This is a genomic window from Pseudomonas sp. R15(2017), assembly GCF_002112685.1.
Taxonomy (GTDB): Bacteria; Pseudomonadota; Gammaproteobacteria; order Pseudomonadales; family Pseudomonadaceae; genus Aquipseudomonas; species Aquipseudomonas glycinae.
The window spans coordinates 289,204-310,173 of the sequence record NZ_NEII01000008.1; the positions used below are offsets into that span (position 1 = coordinate 289,204).

Sequence of the window (20,970 nt, forward strand, 5' to 3'; positions counted from 1 at the left end):
ACAGGTATTGGCTGAGCAACGCATCGGCCAGAACACGGAAGTCACCTTGCACTTTGCATTGCGCCTGGAGAACGGCGACACGGTCGACAGCACCTTCGACAAGGCACCGGCGACCTTCAAGGTCGGCGACGGCAACCTGCTGCCGGGCTTCGAGGCGGCACTGTTCGGTTTCAAGGCTGGCGACAAGCGTACACTGACCGTCGAGCCGGAAAACGCCTTCGGCCAGCCGAACCCGCAAAACGTGCAGATCATTCCGCGTTCGCAGTTTGCGGACATGGAACTGTCGCCGGGTCTGCTGGTGATCTTCAACGATGCGGCCAATACTGAGCTGCCGGGTGTGGTGAAAGAGTTCGACGACGCGCAAGTGACCGTCGACTTCAACCACCCGCTGGCTGGCAAGACGCTGACCTTTGACGTGGAAATCTTCTCCGTCAAAGCGCTCTGAGTAACACAGCAGAACCCCTGTGGGAGCGGGCTCGCTCGCGAATGCTGACTGACATTCAACATAAAAGTTGTCTGACACACCGCTTTCGCGAGCAAGCCCGCTCCCACAGGGATTGCAATGATCCATTTTCTTGCGCGCAAGACACGAGGCACCGCATGCAAATCAAACTCGCCAACCCCCGCGGCTTCTGCGCCGGCGTGGACCGGGCGATCGAAATCGTCAACCGCGCCCTGGAGGTCTTCGGGCCGCCGATCTATGTGCGTCACGAAGTGGTGCACAACAAGTTTGTGGTCGAAGACCTGCGCAGTCGTGGCGCGATTTTCGTCGAGGAACTCGATCAGGTACCTGACGACGTTATCGTGATCTTCAGTGCCCACGGCGTCTCGCAAGCCGTGCGCACCGAAGCCGCCGGCCGTGGCCTGAAAGTGTTCGACGCTACCTGCCCATTGGTGACCAAGGTACACATCGAAGTCGCGAAATACAGCCGCGACGGCCGTGAATGCATCCTGATCGGCCACGCCGGTCACCCGGAAGTCGAAGGCACCATGGGCCAGTACGACGCCAGCAATGGCGGTGCGATCTACCTCGTCGAAGACGAGAAGGATGTCGCCGAGTTGCAGGTGCGCAACCCCGAAAAACTGGCCTTCGTCACCCAGACCACGCTGTCCATGGATGACACCAGCCGTGTCATCGATGCGCTGCGTACGCGTTTTCCGGCCATTGGCGGGCCGCGCAAGGACGATATCTGCTACGCCACCCAGAACCGTCAGGACGCGGTCAAGCAACTGGCCGACGAGTGCGACGTGGTGTTGGTGGTGGGCAGCCCGAACAGCTCCAACTCCAACCGCCTGCGTGAACTGGCCGAACGCATGGCCACGCCGGCCTACCTGATCGATGGCGCCGAAGACCTGCAGAAGAGCTGGTTCGACGGTGTCGAGCGTATCGGCATCACCGCCGGTGCCTCTGCCCCGGAAGTCCTGGTACGTGGCGTGATCCAGCAGTTGCAGGCCTGGGGCGCCACCGGCGCCGACGAACTGGCCGGGCGTGAGGAGAACATCACGTTCTCGATGCCTAAAGAGCTGCGCGTACGCTCGATCTGATCGCTTTATCCTTTCGGCACAGCGCCTGTTCAGCCTTTTGGCTGGCCAGGCGTACGCGACCGGTCGCCGCCAGCACCACCTGGAGCTGGCTGACCGGCTCGCGAGTCGAGCACAGATGTAACGTCCCCGCCTGAAACTTGCGGTCCGGCACCAGTGGCTGGCCCAGGCTGCTGAACCGTATGTACCGGCTCACCAGCCAGTTGCCGACAATCGGTATCCGTCCGTCACTCGCCTGCTCGATCAGCAATGGATTACCGGCATCAGCCGGCCCCTTTCCGCTGAGATCCAGAATGATCCGCCAGCCCTGGCCCCAGTCACCGTTGATGCCATGAATCACCACGCTCTGATTGCGCGTGATGGCCATGCTCCGGGCATTACGAATCCCGTCAAGCAAAGACTGCGCGGCCTGCTGCCGCCGGTTTGATTCGGTGAAGTCCGCCAGCGCCGGACTGACCAGTGACAGAACAATTGCGCCGATCGCCAGTCCCATAAGCAGTTCGACCAGACTGAAACCCTGTTGCGGCATGTGCGCCTCCTCCCTGGATTGTGCACGGCGGCGCAATCCGTGCGCCGCACGCGGTAAATCAACCGGCGCATGCCGGTCGAATGTTCTAGGTTTGTACAGGTATAGCCGACGGCAACGGAGGGCATCGATGGATCATCGTACAAAAGGTTTCACGCTGATCGAGCTGTTGGTGGCGGTCGCGGTGTTTGTGATCCTGATCACGATGGCGGTGCCGGCGTTCACCCGTTCGGTGCAGGGCAGCAAGGCCGACACCGAGGTCGGCGACCTGCAACGGGCCCTCAATTACGCCAGGCTCGAGGCAATCAACCGGGGCGTCACAACCCGCTTGCGGCCGAGCGCCGGCGGCAGTCTCTGGACCGGCGAACTGTCGGTCTACGACAGTACTGGCACTCCGGCCAATGTATTGCGGGTTGTTCCAGCGATGAGCAGCGGCGCGACTCTGACGCTACCCTCTGGAGTGACCGCGCTGGATTTCAACAATCTGGGCGGGCTGGCGGCACCGTCCACGGCGGTGGTCATCAGTTACGTGCTGGGAACGCAAAGCAGGACGCTGAACGTGTGTCTGAACGGACGAATTCAATTGGGTGGAAGTTGCGGATGAGGGCAGGGAGCAAGCACGCACAGGAGGGCATGACGCTGATCGAAGTGCTGGTCGCGTTGTTGATTCTGACGGTCGGGTTGCTGGGCGCGGCGGCGGTTCAGCTCAATGCGCTGAAGTACACCGACAGCTCGCGCATGACCAGCCAGGCGAGTTTCATCGCCTACGACATGATGGACCGGATCCGCGCCAACTCGGGCGCCGACTACACCGTCACACCGCCGACCACGGGCAACCTGAGTGTCGCCCGGGATCAGGATCTCTACGACTTCACCACCAATATCGTCAATTTCGGCGGCCCGACCGCCACCGGCAGCATCACCCTCAATCAACGCGTGTACACCATCACCATCACCTGGAGTGACGCGCGCGCCACCAATACGAGCAGTGCACCCCGCAGCTTTGTGCTGACCAGTCGCGCCGCGGTCGATCCGGTGGCCACGCCATGAAGCGCCAAAACCTGGGCTTCGGCCTGATCGAAATGCTGGTCGCCCTGGCGCTGGGTCTGATCGTGGTACTCGGTGTGGTGCAAATTTTCCTGGCGGCGAAAAACACCTACGTCAGCCAGAACAGCGCCGCCGCCATGCAGGAAGATGCGCGGTTCGTGTTGAGCAAGATGATCCAGGAGCTGCGCATGGTGGGTATGTTCGGCTGCCTGGGCACGATTACCGATTCCAGCTCGGCGGGAGATTTCAATGCGGCCCAGATCACGCCGATCAGTTGGGACAACGCCAATCTCAAACTGACCCTGGTCACCGCCGATGTCGGCAGCGCGGGCGGGACGCCGACCTGGACCGTGGTCTCCGATTGCCGCAACAGCGCCACGGCTTATACCGGTGCGCGGGTGGCGGCGACAGGACAGATTGCGTTTCCGATCCGTCGGCTGGTCTACAGCTTCAGCAACAACCAGATTCTGATGGGCACCGGCAGCGGCAACCCCGCCCAGCAGGTGCTGGTGAACAATGTCAGTGCATTCACCGTGACGTTCGGTCTGGCGAGTTCCGCGACCGATGTCGCGGCGTCCACCTACAGCGCCAATCCCGGTGACCCGGCGCGGATCCGCAGCGTGCGCCTGAGCCTGACCCTCACTGACCCGAACAACCGGGTCCGCGATCAAACCTTCAATGTGGTTGCCGCCTTGCGCAACCGCTTGCAGTGAGGGGGGGCGATGAACGTTTCTCTTCATAGGCGACGGTCCCAGGGCGGCATGGTGTTGCTGGTCAGCCTGGTATTTCTGCTGCTTCTGACGGTGATCGGCCTGTCATCGATGCAAAGCGCCAACCTGCAGGAAAAAATGGCCGGCAGCGTGAGTTTGCGCAATCAATCGTTCCAGACTGCCGAGGCAGCGTTGCGCATCGGCGAAAGCGCGGTGCAACTGGATGGCTACGCGCTGGCGGTGTGCGCCAGCCCTACCCAATGCGCGCCGCCGGCGGAGTCCTCGGTGGTCAGCGCGGCTGGGTTCAACTCCACGTCGGGCGTGACCTGGATCGCCGCCGGCAGCGGGTTCTACGGGGTGCAGAACATCGGCACGACCCTGACGGCGGTGAACGTGCCGAGCAATACTTCGGCGACGTTGTACCGGGTCACGGCCGTGGGCATCGCCGGCACTTCGCGCAGTGTGGTGGAGAGTGTCTATGCGAAGTATTGAGCGACGCTTCAAATGGCTGTCGCTGCTGCTCGGCATGCTGACCGGGCTCTATCTGGCGGCACCGGCGTATGCTTTCACGCCGTCCGATTCGCCGCTGTTGAGCGCGGCCGCCGTGCCACCGAACGTCATGTTGATGATCGACGACTCGGGCAGCATGAACAGCATCATCTACGCGACGGGTTTTGATCCGGCCGTGGATCGCACGCCGGCCCGCCAGTGCAACGCGGTCATCGGCCTGTGCCTGAGCTCGACCGCCATTACCGGCGATACGATCTTTCTTTCGAGCCTGCCGACCTCCGGCTGCTCCGGCGGTGCCTATGCGTTCTACAACAACAGCCTGACGCCGCTCTGCCTGAAGCTGCCGGATCCGGTGGGCAGCGGCAACACTCGCTATTCGGCGGATTACATTTCCTATGTGGTGGGACTTGCCATCAGCAACGGAACGCGCGATTTCACCACCGGAGCCATTCCCAACGATTACCGGATCAACGTGGCGCGCAACGTTTCCACCGCACTGGTTACCAGCAATCGCAACCTGCGCATGGGCTTGGCCACCTTCAACCCGGCCACCAGCAACAACCCCGGCAACGGCGGTTTCATTGCGCGCTCCATCAGCGACCTGTCACCGGTCAGCGGCAGCGTGACCCAGGCCCAGGCCGACACCAACTACAACGCACTGATTTCCTCGATCAACGGCCTGAGCGCAGTGGCCAACACGCCACTGGCCGAGACCTATTACGAAATCACCCGCTACATGCGCGGGATGGCGCCGTACTACAACAGCACGCCGAGCACCTACACCAGCCCGATCCAGTACCGCTGCCAGAAAAACTACGGGGTGGTCATCACCGACGGCTTGCCGACCTATGACCGCACCTTCCCGAACAACGACCCGCTGGGCGGCAGTCGCTTGCCGAACTGGGACGGCATCAACAATGACGGTGACAACCTGAACGGAGACGGCGAGGGCGATACGCTGTATCTGGACGATATCGCCAAGTTCGCCTTCGACATCGACATGCGTTCCTCCGGCACCGACGCGGCGGGCAAGAGCTGGAACGCGGTGGATTTCCCCAGGCAGAACATGAACACCTACACCGTGGGCTTCACCGCTTCCAACGACATGCTTTCGGACGCCGCCGATTACGGACAGGGCCGCTACTACCAGGCGACCGACAGCGCCGGCCTGAATGCCGCGCTGTCCTCGGCACTGAGCGATATCACCTCCAAGGCCGGCTCCGGCGGCAGCGGTGTGGCCAGTGGCACCACGCTCGCGAGCGGCACCAGTTACTTCCAGACCAGTTATGACCCCAGGGACTGGCGCGGCACGATCAAGTCCTTTGGTTTTACCTCGGCCGGGGCGGTCAACACCTCGGCGGTATTGTGGACCACCGACACGGCCATCGTGCCCGGCGCCACCTCCCCGACCTACCAGTCGTGGAACACCCTGAACAACGCGGCGGTGACGCTGGCCTACGGCAACTTCTCCCCGGCCCAGCAGACTATTCTCAGCCAGGGTTTGCCCACCGGTATCAGCGGCATCGACCTGGTCGAATGGAGCAAAGGCACCAACAAGACCGGGCTCAAAGTGCGCAGCGTATTGCTCGGGGACATCATCAACTCACCACTGGTGCTGGCTTCGCCCACGGAAAAAACCGCCTCCGATCTGGCCGGTGACACCAGCTACAGCACCTACCTGACCACCAAGGCTTCGAACATGAATGCCAGCCTGGTGGTGAACGCCAACGACGGTTTTGTCAGTGTCATCAACTCGGCCAATGGTACCCGGCGCTATGCCTACATGCCGTCCAGCGTACTGCCCTCCTTGCGCCTGATTGCCGATCCGAACTACGTCAACGGCGTCAGCCACAAGTTTCTGGTGGATGGTCAGCTCGGTGTATTCGACGCGCAATTCGGTACGGCGTGGAAAACGCTGGCCATCGGCGGCACGGGCGCCGGCGGCAAGACTTTCTACGGGCTCCAGCTGTTCGATGCCTCGGCGGGCAACGTCATCCGTGCCTTGTGGGAGGTCAGCGCGCCGGCTACTGCCAGCACTTCCAACGCATTTAATGATCTGGGTTACGCCTATGCCCGTCCGGAAGTGGCACGCTTGGCCGATGGTCGCTGGGCGGCATTCATTGCCAACGGTTACGGCAGCAACTCCGGGGTGGCGGCGCTGTATGTGCTGGATGTGCGTGACGGCTCGCTGATCAAGAAAATCGTCATCGACAGTACGGAAACCACCAACGGTTTGTCCTCGGTCAAGCTGCGGGTCAATTCGCAGAACGTGGTGCAGGCGGCGTATGGCGGTGACTTGAAGGGACGGTTGTGGAAGTTCGACCTGAGCGCCACGTCCTCCGACAGCTGGGGCGTAGCGTTTTCCGGCAAGCCGTTGTTCACCACGGCCGGCGGGGCGACTCAGCCGATCACCGCGCAACCGTTGCTGGCGGACAACGCTCTGGGCGGCAAACAGATTTTCGTCGGCACCGGCAAATTCAACGAAGCCGCCGACAAGACCAGCAAGGATTTGCAGGCGTTCTATTCGGTGTGGGACGCCGATGGCGGGTCGGGCCAGATCACGGTCAGCAGTTTGCAGGCGCAGGCGATTACCGGGGTGTTCTCCGGCAGTACCGGACAGTTCGTCACCACCAGCCAGAACGACACGACGTATCCGGCGGAGAAGGGCTGGTACCTGCCGCTGGTGTACAACAACGCATTGACCGGCGAACGGGTGATCAACCAGGCCAGTCTGGTGCTGGGACGAATCGTGTTCACCACGGCCAGTGTCGATACCACCGACCCGTGTTCCAGTTTCGGTACCGGCAAACTGATCGAACTCGATGCGTTCAGCGGTAAGATGCTCAACTACGCGGTGCTCGATACCAACGCCGATGGCGTGGTCGACAGCAACGACACGATTTCCAGCGGCGTGGTGTTCACCGGCGGTATCCCGACCCTGAACGCCATCGTCAACGGTGCATCACGCAAGGTCGTGAACGATTCCAGTGGCGGTATCACCACCCTGGTGGAAAAATCCGGCGGCGGCAGCCGTCGTATCATGTGGCGGCAAATTCAGTAAGCGAGATTTCGAGGCATGCGCAGATCCAACCGAGGTTTCACCCTGATCGAGATCATGATCGTGATTGCGATAATCGGGATCATCATCACCATTGCCGCACCGAGCTATACCGAATATCTGAAGAAGGGCCGTCGCGCCGAGGTGGTATCGCTGCTGTCGGAGCAGGCGCAGACTCTTGAGCGCTTCTACACCAGAAACAATGCTTACACGGGCGTCACCGGTCTCAGCACGGGTAATGATTTCTACACCATCACCCCGACCATCGCTGACCAGACCTTTGTGCTGACCGCGACCCGCAAGGCCGGCACCAGCATGGCCACTGACAAGTGCGGCGATTTCACCCTCACCAACACCGGTGTCAGAAGCATGAACAACGCGACCACCGGGCTGACCACCAAGGATTGCTGGGGCCGCTGAGCCGCTTTATTTCGGGCGCCTTTTGCGCCCACTGTCTTTTTTACGGTTGGATCAAACATGACCAGGCAACAGCAAGTGGTGATTGTCGGTGGCGGGGTGATTGGCCTGCTCACTGCGTACAACCTCGCCTCCGAGGTCGGCAGCGTGGTGCTGCTGGATCGTTCGAACGTCGGCCAGGAATCGTCCTGGGCCGGCGGCGGTATCGTCTCTCCGCTGTACCCGTGGCGCTACAGCCCGGCCGTCACCGCGCTGGCGCACTGGTCGCAGGATTTTTATCCACAGCTGGGCGAGCGCCTTTTTGCCGATACCGGGGTCGACCCCGAAGTGCACACCACCGGCCTGTATTGGCTGGACCTGGATGACGAAACCGAAGCGCTGGCCTGGGCCGCGCGGGAAAACCGTCCGCTGCGGGCTGTGGATATCTCGGCGGCGCATGATGCGGTGCCGGTGCTCGGTGGCGGTTTTTCCCGGGCGATCTACATGGCCGATGTGGCCAACGTGCGCAATCCGCGGCTGGTGAAGTCTTTGAAAGCGGCGTTGCAGGCGCTGCCGAACGTGACGATTCACGAGCAGTGTGAAGTCAGCGGGTTTGTCCGTGAAGGCGAGCGGGTGGTGGGCGTGCAGACCTCCACGGGTGTGATCACCGGTGATCAGGTCGTGCTGACGGCGGGCGCGTGGAGCGGAGAATTGCTCAAGACCCTGAACCTTTCCCTGCCGGTGGAGCCGGTCAAGGGCCAAATGATTCTCTACAAGTGCGCGGCGGATTTCCTGCCGAGCATGGTGCTGGCCAAGGGGCGCTACGCCATTCCCCGTCGTGACGGGCATATTCTGATCGGCAGTACGCTGGAGCACGAAGGCTTTGACAAGACCCCGACGGATAATGCGCTGGAAAGCCTCAAGGCATCGGCGGTCGAGTTGTTGCCGGCGCTGGCCGATGCTGAAGTGGTGGGGCATTGGGCCGGGCTGCGACCGGGTTCACCGGAAGGCATTCCATACATTGGCCGGGTTCCGGGGTTTGACGGTCTGTGGCTGAACTGCGGTCATTACCGCAACGGACTGGTGCTGGCGCCGGCATCCTGTCAGTTGTTTGCCGACGTGATGCTGGGGCGCGCGCCGATCATTGATCCGGCGCCGTATGCACCGGCCGGACGGATCTAGTCAGTTTTTTAGCGGTGCCTGATAAATCGCTTTCGCGGGCAAGTCGAATCGTCGCACCGCCGCTCCCACAGGGTACGGCGCTTTACTCAAAAGTTGAGCGCGGCACAAAACTGTGGGAGCGGGCTTGCCCGCGAAGGGGCCCTCAGTCCAGCCCGAGCTTCTTGAGCCTGTAGCGCATCGACCGAAACGACAGACTCAACCGCTGCGCCGCCGCCGTGCGATTCCAGCGGGTCTCTTCCAGTGCCTGCAGAATCAGTTTGCGCTCGACGCTCTCAAGATAGTCTTCGAGGTTGTCGATCCGGGTGAGATCTGCGACCCCGCCCTCGGCGGCACTGTTGCCCTCACTCAGGCGTAAATCCTCGGCCTCGATCGTGTGGTTTTCACACAGGGTGTGCGCCCGTTCGAGCACGTTCTCCAGTTCCCGCACGTTACCCGGAAAGCGGTAGTTTTTCAGCGCCTCAAGGGCATGGGGATGAAGACGTGCCGCCGGTTGTCCGGTGCCATTGGCCAGGCGCCTGAGTACATGGCCGGCCAGTGCTTCGATGTCCTCGCGACGTTCGCGCAGGGACGGCACACGCAGTTCGATCACGTTCAACCGGTAATACAGATCCTGACGAAAGCGCTCGGCAGCCACTTCCGCGTCGAGGTCCTTGTGCGTCGCGCAAAGGATGCGCACATCAACCACGGTTTCCTGTTGACCGCCGACGCTGCGCACGGCTTTTTCCTGGATCGCCCGCAGCAGCTTGACCTGCATCGGCAGCGGCAGGTCCGCCACCTCGTCAAGAAACAGCGTGCCACCGTGGGCTGCCTGAAACAGTCCCGGTTTATCCTCCACCGCACCGCTGAAACTGCCTTTGCGGTGGCCGAAGAATTCGCTCTCCATCAGCTCTGAAGGAATCGCCCCGCAGTTCACCGGCACGAATGGCCGGCTGGCGCGCGGGCCCTGTTCATGAATCAGTCGGGCCACCAGCTCCTTGCCGCTGCCGGACTCGCCACTGATGTAGACCGGTGCCTGGCTGCGAGCCAGTTTGTCGATCTGTTTGCGCAGGTTGCGCATCGGCGGCGATTCGCCAAGCAACCGGCGGTCGATCGAGGTGCAGACATTACCCGCCGGCGGCATGCGCAACGCCGAGCCGACCAGCTCGCGCAGACGCGTCAGGTCCACCGGTTTGGTGAGGAAGTCGAAAGCCCCGGCCTTCAGGGCGTTGATCGCCGTTTCCAGGCTACCGTAGGCGGTAATCATCGCCACCGGCAGTTGTGGATAACGTTGCTGGATGTGCTGCACCAGCTCCAGGCCGGTGCCGTCGGGCAGGCGCATGTCGGTCAGGCACAGATCGAAACTCTCGCGGTGCAGCAGCGCCTGGGCTTCTGCGAGATTGCGTGCGCTGAAGGTGTCGAGTTTCATCCGTCCCAGGGTGATTTCCAGGAGTTCGCGGATATCCGGCTCGTCGTCGACGATGAGGATTTTTTGCCGTGGGCTCGTGTTCAACTTTGTTTCCGTCCGTGAGCAAAGGTGATGCGAAAGCAGCCGCCGCCTTGGCGTGATTTGAAGTCTAGGCGCGCTTGATTGCTTTCGCACAGCTCACGGGACAGATAAAGCCCAAGGCCGGTGCCCTGGCTGCTGGTGGTAAAGAAAGGTTCGAACAGATGAGCCTGTTGTTCCAGCGACACACCGGGGCCGTTGTCCTGCACTTCGAGCACGGCCAGCGTGCTCTCGGGGTCAATGAACAACGTCAGCCACACCTCGGCCGGATCGTGTAGCAGGGCACTGTGGCGCCAGCCATTGCGTAACAGATTGTCGAGAATCTGCGTGAGCTGGCCGGGATCCATCAGGGTGCGAAAATCCCCCGGGCCGATGTGCAGGTGAATATGCTGGCGCTCGCCAGCCTGTTCGCGGCTCTCGCTGACGAACTGCTCCAGCCACGGTTTGAGATCCAGCCGTTGCGGCGCGCTCTGCTGACGGCGGGACAGTTGCAGGACGTTTTCGATGACTCGGTTCATGCGCTGGGAGTGGTCTTGAATGATCTGCGTCAGACGCCGATCCGCGCTGTCGAGTTCCTCGGACTCCTGCAACAGCTGTGCAGCATGACTGATGGCCCCCAGCGGATTGCGGATTTCATGGGCGATACCGGCGGTCAGTCGGCCCAGCGCAGCAAGTTTCAATTGCTGGGCCTGTTGGGCGATCTGGGCGAGGTCTTCGAGAAACACCAGGGTTTGACGGTTCGGACTTTGTTCCAGGGCGATGAAGCTTGGTTGCAGCTCCAGGCCGTTGCCGGCGATTTTCAGGCTTTGCGGGCGCAGGGTCGGGTTGTTCAGCCACAGCTGCAGGCGTTCGACCAGTGCGCTCGAGTGCTCATCGATCAAGTCACCCTCAAGGTGCGTTTGTCCCAGCAGGGCCTTGGCGCTGTGGTTGGCCAATTGCACCCGGCGCTGTTCGTCGAGCACCAGAATGCCGGTGCGCATGCGTTGCAGGATTAACGCATTGAGGGCTTCGAGCCCCACCACCTCGCTGGCGCGCAGCTCGGCCAGGTTCTCACTGACTTCAAGACGGCGGATCAACCCTTGCACCAGCAGCGAGGCGGCGAAGCACAAGGCGCCGAGGGTGCCGGCCTGCAGATAGTCGTTGGCGCTCAAGGGGTGGCTGAAACTCAGCACAAAGCTGAGCCCGACGATGCCGAGGGTGGCGATGGCGGCGATCAGCAAGCCGATGCGTCGTCGCAGCAACGTGTTGCTGATAGCCACCGAAACAATCAGCAAGTTGCCAATCGCACTGGCCACACCGCCGGCCGCATAGAACACGCCGCACAGCAGCAGGATGTCGACCAGTGCCAGAGCGAACAGCTGGGCCGGGCGGTGGATGTTCTCCAGGAACACCACCAGCAGGATGTTCAGCACCAGGTACAACCAGCTGCCATTGCGCAGCCACTCGTCGTTGGCCGAGGTCAGCAGGCGGTTGTCCATGTTGCTGGAGATCAGCAGCACCAGGGTGATGCCGACACTTAAACGGTACAGATGATAGAGGCGCAGCAGTCGCTGGGCCTGTTTGCTGTCGGCGTTGTCGGCCTCAGCGATCACTGGAGCCGGGGCCTTGCTCAAGGTGAGCCTGGCTGCAATACCACTGTTGTTGAAGGTTCAGCGCGCGGTCACGGGGCAGGTGCACGCCGCAATGGGCGCAGCGCACCATCGGCGCGGCATCCTGTTCGCGAGGCGATCGGTTGGACGAGGCGGGGGCCTTGAATTTGCGCCACAACCAGACAGCGGCGGCGATCAAGGCAATCCAGAACAGTAAACGAAGCATGATGGGCGGCTTTTCGGCTAATGATTCGGCAGTTTAGCCAAGGACCTGACAAGCGCACAGCCCAATCACGCGCCGCAATAAAAAGGGAGATCCGAAGATCTCCCTTTTTGGCATCACCGAAGTGATCAGTCGAACAGACCGAAGGTCATGTAGCTGAAGATGGAACGGTCGCTGTCGCTAGACTCCGGTTCCGGCTCTTCGATCACGTCGCCGTTTTCGTCTTTCGGCTTGAGCTCGTTCGGGATCGCGTCTTTCGCGTCCTGGAACTGCTTCTGCACGTCCTGGTTGGCGCGGGTCTCTCCCGGCGGCAGCGGCGGACGGGATTCGATCAGGCCCAGGGTGGCCTTGCTCAGGAACGAACGGTTGTCGGCTTCGGCAACGCGAGGCACGAACTGACCGTCCTGCAGGCTCGGGTGGTTCGGGTAGTTGAGCTTCAGGGTTTCCAGGCTGGTGGCCGCCAGTTCGTCAAGGTGCAGGCGCTGGTAGGCTTCGGTCATCACCGCCAGGCCGTCACCGACCGATGGGGTTTCCTGGAAGTTTTCCACTACATAACGACCACGGTTGGCAGCCGCGACATAGGCCTGACGGGTCAGGTAGTAGTCGGCCACGTGGATTTCGTAGGCAGCCAGCAGGTTGCGCAGGTAGATCATGCGCTGCTTGGCGTCCGGCGCGTAGCGGCTGTTCGGGTAGCGGCTGGTCAGCTGGGCGAACTCGTTGTAGGAGTCGCGGGCGGCACCCGGGTCACGCTTGGTCATGTCCAGCGGCAGGAAGCGCGCCAGCAGGCCGACGTCCTGGTCGAACGAAGTCAGACCTTTCAGGTAGTAGGCGTAATCCACGTTCGGGTGCTGCGGGTGCAGACGAATGAAACGCTCGGCGGCGGACTTTGCAGCTTCCGGCTCGGCGTTCTTGTAGTTGGCATAGATCAGTTCCAGCTGCGCCTGATCGGCATAGCGACCGAACGGATAACGCGACTCCAGAGCCTTCAGCTTGGCTGTGGCGCTGGTGTAGCTGTTGTTGTCCAGGTCCTGTTGAGCCTGCTGGTACAGCTCGGCTTCACTCAGGTTTTCGTCTACGACTTCCTTCGATGAGCAAGCAGCGGTCAATGCGAGGATGGCGATCAGCAGCAGGTGTTTCACTTGCATGGCGGCTTGCGTCCCTATGACGGCCGCTGTCTTGGGCGGGGCCGTCCTGTTATGATGAGCGCCCCGTTGAAAAGCCCCGGGGCAAAAGACGCCGTATTTAACCACAAGCGCGCAGCCGAAACCAAAGGCTGTAGCCGACGCCCAGTCCGAGCATGTCCGATAAAATTGAACTTCGCGCAGAGGTGCCGTCCGAATTGGGCGGCCAACGCCTCGATCAAGTCGCCGCCCAACTCTTCGCCGAGCACTCGCGCTCGCGCCTTTCCGCCTGGATCAAAGAAGGTCGCCTGACTGTGGACGGGGCGGTCATCCGCCCGCGCGACATTGTTCATGGCGGTGCCATCCTTGAGCTGACTGCCGAGCAGGAGGCCCAGGGTGAATGGGTCGCTCAGGACATCGAACTCGACATCGTCTATGAAGACGATGACATTCTGGTGATCAACAAGCCTGCGGGCCTGGTGGTGCACCCGGCTGCCGGTCACGCTGATGGCACCTTGCTCAACGCCTTGCTGCACCACGTGCCGGACATCATCAACGTTCCGCGCGCCGGTATCGTGCATCGTCTGGACAAGGACACCACCGGTCTGATGGTGGTGGCCAAGACCATTCAGGCGCAGACCAAGCTGGTCGCGCAGCTGCAAAGCCGCAGCGTCAGCCGGATCTACGAGTGCATCGTGATCGGCGTGGTCACCGCCGGCGGCAAGATCAACGCCCCGATCGGCCGCCACGGCCAGCAGCGTCAGCGCATGGCGGTGATGGAAGGCGGCAAGCCGGCCGTCAGCCACTACCGCGTGCTGGAGCGTTTCCGTTCCCACACCCACGTTCGGGTGAAGCTGGAAACCGGTCGTACCCACCAGATTCGCGTGCACATGGCGCACATCAACTTCCCGTTGGTCGGCGACCCGGCATACGGCGGTCGTTTCCGCATTCCGCCGGCCGCGAGCCAGACCATGGTCGAATCCCTCAAGCACTTCCCGCGTCAGGCCCTGCATGCGCGGTTCCTTGAGCTGGATCACCCGACCACCGGTGAGCGCATGAGCTGGGAATCGCCGCTGCCGGAAGATCTGGTGTGGCTGCTGACCCTGCTCAAGCAGGATCGCGAGGCATTCGTCGGATGAACTGGCTGACGCCGGACTGGCCCGCGCCGGCCAGCGTCAAGGCCTGTGTCACCACCCGCGAGGGCGGCGTCAGCGAGGCGCCGTTCGACAGCCTCAACCTGGGCGATCATGTCGATGACCGCCCGGAGGCTGTTGCCGAAAACCGTCGGCGTCTGACCGAACACTTCTCTATAAAGCCTGCCTGGCTGCAGCAAGTGCACGGGATTGCCGTGGCGCATGCGGATCCGTCCGTGGTGGCCACGGCGGATGCCAGCTGGACGGCAACCCCCGGTATCGCGTGTGCAGCAATGACTGCCGATTGCCTGCCGGCGCTGTTCTGCGACCGGGCCGGTACTCGCGTGGCAGCGGCTCATGCGGGTTGGCGTGGATTGGCGGCCGGCGTGCTGGAAGCCACCGTCGACAGTCTGGATGTGCCCGCCGAAGACGTTCTGGTCTGGCTCGGCCCGGCCATCGGCCCGCAAGCCTTCGAAGTCGGTCCGGAAGTCCGGGAAGTCTTCATCAATCAATTGCCCGAGGCCGAGACAGCCTTTGTCCCGAGCCACAACGCCGGCAAGTTCATGGCTGACATCTATAAGCTGGCGCGGCTGCGTCTGGCAGTCCGCGGTGTCAACGCTGTTTATGGTGGCGGTTTCTGTACAGTGACCGATCCGCGCTTCTTTTCCTATCGCCGTGCGCCTCGCACTGGTCGCTTCGCCTCTTTAGTCTGGCTTACCCGCTAAACTCTCTGATCTGCATCAACTCCCTGACGCTTGAATCTTCCAGAATCGACCGCATCTATAGCGGTATCTGGCAGGTTTCTTTATTCAGGATGGTTTTTTAGGTCCGGCCTGCTCAAAAGGAAGGTGACCCATGCGTATAGACCGTTTAACCAGCAAATTGCAGTTGGCGTTGTCCGATGCCCAATCCCTGGCTGTCGGCCACGATCATCCTGCCATCGAGCCGGCGCATTTGATGCAGGCCATGCTTGAACAGCAGGGTGGTTCGATCAAGCCCCTGTTGATGCAGGTGGGCTTCGACGTCAACAGCTTGCGTAAAGAGCTGACCAAAGAGCTCGATCAATTACCGAAAATCCAGAACCCGACCGGCGACGTCAACATGTCGCAGGATCTGGCGCGTCTGCTCAACCAGGCCGACCGTCTGGCCCAGCAGAAGGGCGATCAGTTCATTTCCAGCGAGCTGGTGCTGCTCGCCGCGATGGACGAGAACAGCAAGCTCGGCAAGTTGCTGCTCGGCCAGGGCGTGAGCAAAAAGGCGCTGGAGAATGCAATCAACAACCTGCGCGGTGGCGAGGCGGTCAATGACGCCAACCACGAAGAGTCGCGTCAGGCACTGGATAAGTACACCGTCGACCTGACCAAACGCGCCGAAGAAGGCAAGCTTGACCCGGTGATCGGCCGTGACGACGAGATCCGTCGCACTATTCAGGTGCTGCAACGCCGCACCAAGAACAACCCGGTGCTGATCGGCGAGCCTGGCGTGGGTAAAACCGCGATTGCCGAAGGTCTCGCGCAACGCATCATCAATGGTGAAGTGCCGGACGGCCTGCGCGGCAAGCGTCTGCTGTCCCTCGATATGGGTGCGCTGATTGCCGGTGCCAAGTATCGCGGCGAGTTTGAAGAGCGCCTGAAAGCGCTGCTCAATGAATTGTCGAAGCAGGAAGGGCAGATCATTCTGTTCATCGACGAACTGCACACCATGGTCGGCGCCGGCAAGGGCGAAGGCTCGATGGACGCCGGCAATATGCTCAAACCGGCCCTGGCCCGTGGTGAGTTGCACTGCGTCGGCGCGACTACGCTGAACGAGTACCGCCAATATATAGAGAAGGACGCGGCCCTCGAGCGACGCTTCCAGAAAGTGCTGGTGGACGAGCCGAGCGAAGAAGACACCATCGCGATCCTGCGTGGCCTCAAGGAGCGTTACGAGGTTCACCACAAGGTGGCGATTACCGACGGCGCGATCATCGCGGCGGCCAAGCTCAGCCATCGCTACATCACTGACCGACAGCTGCCGGACAAGGCGATCGACCTGATCGACGAAGCGGCCAGCCGCATCCGCATGGAGATCGACTCCAAGCCGGAAGTGCTGGATCGTCTGGAGCGGCGCCTGATTCAGCTGAAAGTTGAATCCCAGGCGCTGAAGAAAGAGAGCGATGACGCGGCGAAGAAACGTCTGGAGAAACTCCAGGAAGAAATCGATCGCCACGAACGTGAGTACTCGGATCTGGAAGAAATCTGGAACTCGGAAAAAGCCGAGGTCCAGGGTTCTGCGCAGATTCAGCAGAAGATCGAACAGTCCCGTCAGGAGCTGGAAGCCGCGCGCCGTAAAGGCGACCTGAACCGCATGGCCGAGTTGCAGTACGGGGTGATCCCGGATCTGGAGCGCAGCCTGCAAATGGTCGACCAGCACGGCAAGAGCGAAAACCAGTTGCTGCGCAGCAAGGTGACCGAAGAAGAGATCGCCGAAGTCGTCTCGAAGTGGACCGGCATCCCCGTGTCGAAAATGCTCGAAGGCGAGCGCGACAAGCTGATGAAGATGGAAAGCCTGTTGCATCAACGCGTGATCGGCCAGGACGAGGCGGTGGTGGCGGTTGCCAACGCGGTGCGACGTTCGCGCGCCGGGTTGTCCGACCCGAATCGCCCGAGCGGCTCGTTCATGTTCCTCGGCCCGACCGGGGTCGGTAAAACCGAGCTGTGCAAGGCGCTGGCCGAGTTCCTCTTCGATACTGAAGAGGCGATGGTGCGGATCGACATGTCCGAGTTCATGGAGAAACATTCCGTGGCGCGACTGATCGGGGCTCCACCGGGCTACGTCGGCTACGAAGAGGGTGGCTACCTGACCGAAGCGGTACGGCGCAAGCCTTACTCGGTGATCCTGCTGGATGAAGTCGAGAAGGCGCATCCGGACGTGTTCAACATCCTGCTGCAAGTGCTGGAGGATGGTCGTCTGACCGACAGCCATGGCCGCACGGTGGACTTCCGCAATACCGTGATCGTCATGACCTCCAACCTCGGTTCGATGCAGATCCAGGAACTGGTCGGTGATCGTGAAGCACAACGGGCAGCGGTGATGGATGCGATTTCCACCCACTTCCGTCCGGAGTTCATCAACCGCGTTGACGAAGTGGTGATTTTCGAGCCATTGGCGCGGGATCAGATCGCGGGCATCACCGAGATCCAGCTGGGCCGTCTGCGCAGCCGTCTGGCCGAGCGCGAGCTGAAGCTGGAACTGAGCCCTGAGGCGATGGACAAGCTGATTGCCGTTGGTTACGACCCGGTCTATGGCGCACGGCCGCTGAAGCGGGCGATCCAGCGCTGGATCGAGAACCCGCTGGCACAGTTGATCCTGTCGGGGCGTTTCCTGCCAGGCGAGACCGCGACCGGCGTCGTGGAGAACGACGAGATCACGTTCAACTGACGCTCGACGGTGGTGAAGTAATCAAGGCCTCGCAATGCGAGGCCTTTTTTTTCGCCAGGCTGTTGAACTCAAAGGAAAAGGCTTGTAAAGTGCGCCCCGCAGTCAGTCACCAACACGGTTTCAGCTCACTGGGCAGAAATCTGAAATAAGTTGCAAATCATTAACTTGAAAGCAATTTAGGGGGTTGACAGAGGTGTTCTAGGTTGTAGAATAGCGCGCCTCAGGCACACGAACGCAGCGATGCGAAAACGGTGTCGAGAAGCTGCAAGTTTCACCGTAGTAAATTGAAATGTGTAGTTCCGTGATAGCTCAGTCGGTAGAGCAAATGACTGTTAATCATTGGGTCCCAGGTTCGAGTCCTGGTCACGGAGCCAATTTCAAACCGGGGTATAGCGCAGTCCGGTAGCGCGCCTGCTTTGGGAGCAGGATGTCAGGAGTTCGAATCCCCTTACCCCGACCATTTTTGGGTCGTTAGCTCAGTTGGTAGAGCAGTTGGCTTTTAACCAATTGGTCGTAGGTTCGAATCCCACACGACCCACCATTTTTGAAACCAGGTAACACTGGGATCGAATCTTAAGATCAGAGGCCAAAAGCGCTGATCGAAGAAGGCGATCTTTGAAAGGTCGCCTTTTTTTTACCGGGGTATAGCGCAGTCCGGTAGCGCGCCTGCTTTGGGAGCAGGATGTCGGGAGTTCGAATCCCCCTACCCCGACCATATTAAAAATCCTCGTATCGAAAGATACGGGGATTTTTTTTGCCCTGCGGAAATGTTTCATTCAAGTCGTCATACAACTTGCCGATAGCCCGCTAACGAAAGGGGCCTGCCATTGATCGCCCCTTGAATCCGGCCAATACAAGAAAAAGGGCGTTCGTCATGTTGCTTCGTCAGTTGAATATTGCTCCCCGTGCCGCCTTGGGCTTCGCCCTGATCGCGGTGCTGGTGGCATTGCTGGGGGTGTTTGCGCTGGGGCAGATGTCGAGCATCCGCGACAGCGAAGTGGCGGTGGAGACGCAATGGCTGCCGAGCATTCGTGGTGGCGACGAAATTCGCGAAATCATGTTGCGCATCCGCACCATCTCCCTGCGCATGGCGCTGGATCAGGATCCGGCCAACATCGCCACGTACCGCAGCCAGATGGACACCCGCGACAAGGAACTGAGCGAGAAAATCGCCGCTTACGACCGACTGGTGACCACCCCGGAAGGGCAGCAGTTGTACGATCAGTTCAAAAAGACCTTCGCTTCCTACCGCACTGGGATCGCTCAGTCGTTCACCCTCGCCGAGCAAGGCAAGCGTGACGAGCTGACCAAGCTGCTGCTGGTCGACATGAAAACCGTGGTCGACGGCTCCGGCAAACAACTCAACGACCTGGCAGACCTGTTCGCCCGTCAGGTCGCCGCTGAAAGCCAGAACTCTGCCGCCCACTACGAAACCTCGCGCACTATCGTGAGCTTGTTCATTGCTTTGGCGGCGCTGGCCACCGTCGCACTGGCCATGTTGCTGACCCGCAGCATCGTCCGCCCCCTGAGCGCCGCCGTCGACGCCGCTGAGCACGTCGCCAGAGGCGATCTGACCCGTCCGATCGAAACTCACGGCAACGATGAGGTCAGCCGCTTGCTCAAGGCGTTGGCGACCATGCAGCAGAACCTGCGCGAAACCCTGCAGGGCATCAGCGGCTCGGCCACGCAACTGGCGACTGCTTCCGACGAACTGAGCGCGGTCACCCACGACAGCACGCAAGGGCTGCAACAGCAGAACAACGAAATCGAACAAGCCGCCACCGCCGTCAACGAGATGACCACCGCGGTCGAGGAAGTCGCCCGCAATGCGGTGTCGACGTCCGACGCCACCCGCCAGTCCAGTGAGTCGGCACAGTTGGGCCAGGAGCGGGTCAGCGAAACCGCCAGCGCCATCAACGCCCTGGCCAGCGAAGTCGAGCACACTGGTGAGCTGGTGCAATCGCTGGCCAACCAGTCGCAAGACATCGGCAAGGTGCTGGACGTGATCCGGGCGATCGCCGAGCAGACCAACCTGCTCGCGCTTAACGCCGCCATCGAAGCAGCACGGGCCGGGGAGAGCGGGCGCGGGTTTGCCGTGGTCGCCGATGAAGTCCGGGCGCTGGCTTATCGCACGCAGCAATCGACCCAGGAAATCGAGCAAATGGTGCAGGGCATGCGCAATGGCTCGAGCCTGGCGCTGGAGTCGATGCAGGCCAGTGCCTCGCGAGCGGCCACCACGCTGGTGCTGGCCGAGCGGGCCGGTGAGGCGTTGCAGACGATCACGGCCTCGGTACACGAAATCCACGAGCGCAATCTGGTGATCGCCAGCGCCGCCGAAGAGCAGGCGCAAGTGGCGCGGGAAGTGGATCGCAATCTGGTGAACATACGCGATCTGTCGGTGCGTTCGGCGGCCGGTGCCGATCAAACCAACGCGTCGAGCCATGAACTGTCGCAACTGGCCAACGCCCTGCAAGGCATGGTGCGACGCTTCCAGCTGTAATCGTGCAGGCGTGAAAAAGCCGCGCTTCTCGTCAGAGAAAGCGCGGCTTTGTTTTGTCGGGCGTCTGAAAAATCAGGCACCGTCCTGGTCTTTCAGGTGTTCGAACAGGCCTTTGGGCATTTTCTTGCCATTGGCTTCGAAGTTGGCTTTGACGTTGTTGTACGCCTCCTGCTCGTCGATGAAACCGTCGTGGTTGGTGTCGATCTTGTCGAAGTCGGACTTCGGCGCGACCTTCAGGAATTCGGCGCGCGAAACCTTGCCGTCACCATCGGTGTCGGTCTTGGCCATCGACGCATCGCCGCATTTGCCTTCACCGCATTTGCCTTCCGGGGTTTTCACCGAGGTCTCGGCCGAAGCGACCATATAGCCCTGGGCCAGCGGTTGCGCGGCGAATACCGAGCCGGACAGCATCAGGCCGCCGGCCAGTACGGCACCGACCAGGCCAAGGGAGTTTTTGCCGATTTTCGAAGTACGGGACATTGCATTCTCCTTCGGTTGCACAGCGCAACCACACGTTAAGGGCGATCAAG

At 61.2% G+C, this 20,970-nt stretch carries 19 protein-coding genes and 4 tRNA genes; 17 read left to right on the plus strand and 6 right to left on the minus strand.

Annotation, left to right across the window (positions count from 1 at the left end):
• Window positions 1-7: 7 nt before the first annotated feature.
• Complete coding sequence (gene fkpB / locus CAF77_RS18250; RefSeq protein ID WP_170928297.1) at window positions 8-445, plus strand: FKBP-type peptidyl-prolyl cis-trans isomerase; 438 nt, start codon at window positions 8-10, stop codon at window positions 443-445.
• Between the two features lie 155 nt (window positions 446-600).
• Window positions 601-1,545: a 4-hydroxy-3-methylbut-2-enyl diphosphate reductase gene (ispH, locus tag CAF77_RS18255; RefSeq protein WP_039771704.1), complete on the plus strand. Its 945-nt coding sequence runs from the start codon at window positions 601-603 to the stop codon at window positions 1,543-1,545.
• Here the strand turns inward: ispH and CAF77_RS18260 are convergent.
• Complete coding sequence (locus CAF77_RS18260) at window positions 1,517-2,071, minus strand: GspH/FimT family protein (protein WP_064382103.1); 555 nt, start codon at window positions 2,069-2,071, stop codon at window positions 1,517-1,519. The genes ispH and CAF77_RS18260 overlap by 29 nt on opposite strands.
• A gap of 127 nt (window positions 2,072-2,198) precedes the next feature.
• On the opposite strand from CAF77_RS18260, the gene CAF77_RS18265 reads away from it, so the two are divergent.
• Genes CAF77_RS18265 through thiO form a run of 7 tightly spaced genes read left to right on the plus strand, consistent with a single transcriptional unit; the run spans window position 2,199 to window position 8,971 of the window.
• Entirely contained in the window at window positions 2,199-2,672 is a 474-nt protein-coding gene (locus tag CAF77_RS18265; RefSeq protein WP_064382102.1) for a GspH/FimT family pseudopilin, read from the plus strand.
• Window positions 2,669-3,118, plus strand: coding sequence for a type IV pilus modification protein PilV (gene pilV, locus CAF77_RS18270; RefSeq protein ID WP_064382101.1), 450 nt, complete (start codon window positions 2,669-2,671; stop codon window positions 3,116-3,118). The genes CAF77_RS18265 and pilV overlap by 4 nt, the downstream gene beginning before the upstream one ends.
• On the plus strand, window positions 3,115-3,828 hold the full coding sequence (locus CAF77_RS18275; protein WP_064382100.1) for a PilW family protein: 714 nt from the start codon (window positions 3,115-3,117) through the stop codon (window positions 3,826-3,828). Before pilV ends, CAF77_RS18275 begins: the two co-directional genes overlap by 4 nt.
• Before the next feature lie 9 nt (window positions 3,829-3,837).
• The gene (locus CAF77_RS18280; RefSeq protein WP_064382099.1) at window positions 3,838-4,317 is read left to right on the plus strand and encodes a PilX N-terminal domain-containing pilus assembly protein; all 480 of its coding nucleotides are present in this window, start codon (window positions 3,838-3,840) and stop codon (window positions 4,315-4,317) included.
• Window positions 4,304-7,396, plus strand: a complete 3,093-nt coding sequence (locus CAF77_RS18285) for a pilus assembly protein (RefSeq protein WP_064382098.1) — start codon at window positions 4,304-4,306, stop codon at window positions 7,394-7,396. Before CAF77_RS18280 ends, CAF77_RS18285 begins: the two co-directional genes overlap by 14 nt.
• Window positions 7,397-7,411: 15 nt before the next feature.
• Entirely contained in the window at window positions 7,412-7,813 is a 402-nt protein-coding gene (locus tag CAF77_RS18290) for a type IV pilin protein (RefSeq protein WP_064382097.1), read from the plus strand.
• 57 nt (window positions 7,814-7,870) lie between these two features.
• Complete coding sequence (thiO, locus tag CAF77_RS18295; RefSeq protein ID WP_064382096.1) at window positions 7,871-8,971, plus strand: glycine oxidase ThiO; 1,101 nt, start codon at window positions 7,871-7,873, stop codon at window positions 8,969-8,971.
• 142 nt (window positions 8,972-9,113) lie between these two features.
• Here thiO and CAF77_RS18300 read toward each other — a convergent pair whose 3' ends face one another.
• From CAF77_RS18300 to CAF77_RS18315, 4 genes are all read right to left on the minus strand, one after another.
• Window positions 9,114-10,460 carry a sigma-54 dependent transcriptional regulator gene (locus tag CAF77_RS18300; protein WP_064382095.1) on the minus strand — a complete coding sequence of 449 codons (1,347 nt, stop codon included), beginning with the start codon at window positions 10,458-10,460 and terminating at the stop codon, window positions 9,114-9,116.
• Window positions 10,457-12,046: a PAS domain-containing sensor histidine kinase gene (locus CAF77_RS18305; protein WP_064382094.1), complete on the minus strand. Its 1,590-nt coding sequence runs from the start codon at window positions 12,044-12,046 to the stop codon at window positions 10,457-10,459. Before CAF77_RS18305 ends, CAF77_RS18300 begins: the two co-directional genes overlap by 4 nt.
• Complete coding sequence (locus CAF77_RS18310; protein ID WP_011335992.1) at window positions 12,036-12,269, minus strand: PP0621 family protein; 234 nt, start codon at window positions 12,267-12,269, stop codon at window positions 12,036-12,038. The genes CAF77_RS18305 and CAF77_RS18310 overlap by 11 nt, the downstream gene beginning before the upstream one ends.
• Before the next feature lie 125 nt (window positions 12,270-12,394).
• Window positions 12,395-13,411 (minus strand): outer membrane protein assembly factor BamD, encoded by a 1,017-nt coding sequence (locus CAF77_RS18315; RefSeq protein ID WP_007959566.1) that lies wholly within the window; start codon window positions 13,409-13,411, stop codon window positions 12,395-12,397.
• A gap of 152 nt (window positions 13,412-13,563) precedes the next feature.
• On the opposite strand from CAF77_RS18315, the gene rluD reads away from it, so the two are divergent.
• From rluD to CAF77_RS18355, 8 genes are all read left to right on the plus strand, one after another.
• Complete coding sequence (gene rluD / locus CAF77_RS18320; RefSeq protein WP_011335991.1) at window positions 13,564-14,526, plus strand: 23S rRNA pseudouridine(1911/1915/1917) synthase RluD; 963 nt, start codon at window positions 13,564-13,566, stop codon at window positions 14,524-14,526.
• Window positions 14,523-15,245 carry a peptidoglycan editing factor PgeF gene (pgeF, locus tag CAF77_RS18325; RefSeq protein WP_064382093.1) on the plus strand — a complete coding sequence of 241 codons (723 nt, stop codon included), beginning with the start codon at window positions 14,523-14,525 and terminating at the stop codon, window positions 15,243-15,245. Before rluD ends, pgeF begins: the two co-directional genes overlap by 4 nt.
• A 130-nt stretch (window positions 15,246-15,375) precedes the next feature.
• Window positions 15,376-17,940: an ATP-dependent chaperone ClpB gene (gene clpB, locus CAF77_RS18330; RefSeq protein ID WP_064382092.1), complete on the plus strand. Its 2,565-nt coding sequence runs from the start codon at window positions 15,376-15,378 to the stop codon at window positions 17,938-17,940.
• 298 nt (window positions 17,941-18,238) lie between these two features.
• A tRNA-Asn gene (locus tag CAF77_RS18335) sits at window positions 18,239-18,314 on the plus strand.
• A 9-nt stretch (window positions 18,315-18,323) separates the two neighbouring features.
• Window positions 18,324-18,400, plus strand: a tRNA-Pro gene (locus tag CAF77_RS18340).
• Between the two features lie 5 nt (window positions 18,401-18,405).
• Window positions 18,406-18,481: transfer RNA gene (locus CAF77_RS18345), tRNA-Lys, on the plus strand.
• Window positions 18,482-18,578: 97 nt separating this feature from the next.
• A tRNA-Pro gene (locus tag CAF77_RS18350) sits at window positions 18,579-18,655 on the plus strand.
• 159 nt (window positions 18,656-18,814) lie between these two features.
• Window positions 18,815-20,440 carry a methyl-accepting chemotaxis protein gene (locus CAF77_RS18355; protein WP_064382091.1) on the plus strand — a complete coding sequence of 542 codons (1,626 nt, stop codon included), beginning with the start codon at window positions 18,815-18,817 and terminating at the stop codon, window positions 20,438-20,440.
• Between the two features lie 72 nt (window positions 20,441-20,512).
• Here the strand turns inward: CAF77_RS18355 and CAF77_RS18360 are convergent, their stop codons facing one another.
• Entirely contained in the window at window positions 20,513-20,920 is a 408-nt protein-coding gene (locus CAF77_RS18360; RefSeq protein ID WP_007959573.1) for a hypothetical protein, read from the minus strand.
• Between the last annotated feature and the right edge of the window lie 50 nt (window positions 20,921-20,970).